The sequence below is a fragment of the Mesorhizobium sp. M1A.F.Ca.IN.020.06.1.1 genome (genome assembly GCF_004023265.1).
Lineage (GTDB): Bacteria > Pseudomonadota > Alphaproteobacteria > Rhizobiales > Rhizobiaceae > Mesorhizobium.
The window spans coordinates 1-2,770 of record NZ_RZSR01000811.1 but is presented as its reverse complement, the minus strand read 5'-3'; the positions used below and the strand labels follow the sequence as shown (position 1 = coordinate 2,770).

The window sequence follows — 2,770 nt, the reverse complement described above, 5'->3', positions numbered from 1 at the left end:
GATGCGAGGACGCGGTGGGCAGCGACACGCCGGCTTCAAGCGCCAGCTCCGACGCGGTCAGCGCCGTGCCGCCCATCAGCGCGTTGAGCATGTTGGCGCGGGCCGGGTCGCCGACCAGGCTGGCGATGCGGGCGATATCGGGTCCTTCACGCATAGTTCGATCCTCATCGAAGCATTCCCGTGAGGGAAGCACTATTCTCAGGCGAGCTCAAGGAGCTCGGCAAACGCTGCTGACACCAGAACGTCTAGCACAGCCGGTGAAGCGATGTTTCGACCGTGGTCGAACCGTCGCCGCCAGCAAGCCCACCGACCCAGTAAGCCAATCGACGAGGAGACCGAAATGACCGTCACCTGCTTCATCCGCTACGAGATCGACCCTTTCGGCAAGGCCGCGTTCGAGCAATATGCGCGCGCCTGGGGTCAGGCCATTCCGCGTTGCGGCGCCGAGCTGATCGGCTATTTCGCGCCGCATGAGGGTTCGGCCACCACGGCTTACGCGGCCTACAACATCGAGAACCTCGCGGCCTACGAAGCCTATCGCGCGCGGCTTGCCGCCGACCCGGCCGGCAAGGCAAACTATGAGTTCGCGCGGCGCGAGAAATTCATTCTCAAGGAAGACCGGATCTTCCTGAAACTGGTCTCGGCACCGCATGGCCCGAGGCAGGTCTTTCGCACCGACGTAACGGTCAAAGAAGGGATAGAGGCATGATCGCCGTCATCTTCGAAGTCGAGCCGGCGGAGGGAAAACGTGACGCCTATCTTGGCATCGCCGCCGAGCTCAAGCCCCTGCTCGACGGCATCGATGGCTTCATCTCGGTCGAGCGCTTCCAGAGCCTGACCGATCCGAGGCGCGTGCTCTCGCTGTCCTTCTGGCGCGACGAGGAAGCCGTCAAGGCCTGGCGCAACACCGAGGAGCACCGGCAGGCGCAGAAGGCCGGCCGTGGCGGCATCTTTGCCGGCTATCGTCTGCGCATCGCCCATGTGGTGCGCGATTACGGGCTAAATGAAAGGGCTGAAGCGCCCGAAGACAGCCGCATAGTGAATGGGTGAAACGCGGCTCTCCCTTCTCCCCTTGTGGGAGAAGGTGGATCGGCGCGCAGCGCCGAGACGGTTGAGGGGTGTTCCAGCGGAGTGAGACGTCGGCGTTCCCTGGAACACCCCTCATCCGTCGCCTTCGGCGACACCTTCTCCCGCAAGGGGAGAAGGTGGGTCGGCCCTCACGCATTGCCGATCAGCACACCCGCTCCGAACACCAGCGCGCCGCCCAGCACCACCTGGAAGGCGGCGCGCCAGAACGGCGTCTGCATGTAGCGGTTCTGGATGAAGGCGATCGCCCACAGTTCGAAGAACACGACAATCGCGGCAACGATCGTTGCCGTCCAGAAATAGGGAATGAGATAGGGCAGCGCGTGGCCGAGTCCCCCCAGCGTCGTCATGATGCCGACGGTGAGCCCCCGCTTCACCGGCGAGCCGCGCCCCGAAAGTTTGCCGTCGTCGGAAGCCACCTCGGTGAAGCCCATCGAGATGCCGGCGCCGATCGAGGCGGCGAGGCCGACGAGGAAGGTCTGGAAGGTTGCATGGGTGGCGAAGGCGGCGGCGAAGATCGGCGCCAGGGTCGACACCGACCCGTCCATCAGCCCGGCCAGCCCCGGCTGCACATAGGTGAGGATGAACTGGCGCTGCTCGGTTGTCGCTTCCTCCTCCTTTACCTCGCCCGGGACGTGCTCCTGTTCGAGTTCATGCGCGGAGTTCTCGTGGCCGAGTTCCGCCGCCGCCAATTCGTCGAGCAGCTTCCGGGTCGACGCATCGGTGGTGCGCTTGGCCGCCTCGACATAGAAGCGATAAGCCTGCCGCTCCATGTCCTCGGCCTGACGGCGCACATGCTCGATGCCGAGCGGCCGCACCAGCCAGTCGGGCTTGCGTTCGTAGTAGCCTCGCACATGCTCGCGCCGGATCAGCGGGATGCGCTCGCCGAAGCGCTTGCGGTGAAGCTCGATGAGGGAATCGCGGTGGCCGTCTTCCTCCTCCGCCATGGCCTCGAACACCTTGGCCGATTGTGGAAACTCTTGTGCCAGCCCGTCGGCATAGGCCCGGTAGATGCGTCCGTCGTCCTCCTCCGACGAAATCGCCAGCGCCAGGATTTCCTGCTCCGACAGCGAATCGAAGGAGCGGCGGCCAAAGCCGAAAACACGGGAAAGCATGAGAAAATCACCCTAGTTTAGAACGATTCTAAACTAGGGAATCGTTTGCCGAGGGTCAATCGCGAACGCCGCGGGACAGGCAGAATTCGTCGATCCAGCTTTCCGCTCGCACCCTTCATTATTGCCGAATGTTCACCTATATGGAACGCATTAGCCAAAAACGAAGGAAACACGGGATGACGGACAAGAAGCCCCCGCACGCATTCGATCCAAAGCCGGTTCTCGATCTCATCGCCAGCATCGAGGCCGACCTGCAGCGGCTCAAAGGCCTGGTCGAGCAGCAGGCCGAAAAATTCGACCCCGCCAATCCGCACAACAAGACGCTGGACGGCAAGCTGACCGAGGAAGGCGTCGAATGCTGCTACCGCATGTTCGACGACGGCAAGTCGCGCTACACGGTCGCCCAGCAGATGAAGATCTCTTTTGCTGCCGCCACGCATCGTTTCAACAGCTGGCGCAAGCTCGGCGGCAAGAAGCGGACGCGCGCGCTGCTGGGGTGAGCAGCGGCCGCCCTTCGCTTCGTCATCCTCGGGCTTGACCCGAGGATCATGTCGCGAGCGCTATCACGG

General features: G+C 63.4%; 5 protein-coding genes. 3 read left to right on the top strand and 2 right to left on the bottom strand.

Features of this window, described 5'->3' with window-relative positions; all coding sequences use genetic code 11:
• The coding region (locus EOA60_RS39280) for a winged helix-turn-helix domain-containing protein (RefSeq protein ID WP_164899574.1) at positions 1-154 on the bottom strand (154 nt) is incomplete at its 3' end.
• A gap of 186 nt (positions 155-340) precedes the next feature.
• Between EOA60_RS39280 and EOA60_RS27335 the strand changes: the two genes are divergently transcribed.
• Positions 341-709 (top strand): NIPSNAP family protein, encoded by a 369-nt coding sequence (locus EOA60_RS27335; RefSeq protein WP_067003171.1) that lies wholly within the window; start codon positions 341-343, stop codon positions 707-709.
• Positions 706-1,050, top strand: a complete 345-nt coding sequence (locus tag EOA60_RS27330; protein WP_067003170.1) for an antibiotic biosynthesis monooxygenase — start codon at positions 706-708, stop codon at positions 1,048-1,050. Before EOA60_RS27335 ends, EOA60_RS27330 begins: the two co-directional genes overlap by 4 nt.
• Before the next feature lie 167 nt (positions 1,051-1,217).
• On the opposite strand, the gene mbfA is transcribed toward EOA60_RS27330, so the two are convergent.
• Positions 1,218-2,201 carry an iron exporter MbfA gene (mbfA, locus tag EOA60_RS27320; protein ID WP_067003167.1) on the bottom strand — a complete coding sequence of 328 codons (984 nt, stop codon included), beginning with the start codon at positions 2,199-2,201 and terminating at the stop codon, positions 1,218-1,220.
• A 176-nt stretch (positions 2,202-2,377) separates the two neighbouring features.
• Between mbfA and EOA60_RS27315 the strand changes: the two genes are divergently transcribed.
• Entirely contained in the window at positions 2,378-2,701 is a 324-nt protein-coding gene (locus tag EOA60_RS27315) for a hypothetical protein (RefSeq protein WP_067003166.1), read from the top strand.
• Positions 2,702-2,770 lie beyond the last annotated feature (69 nt).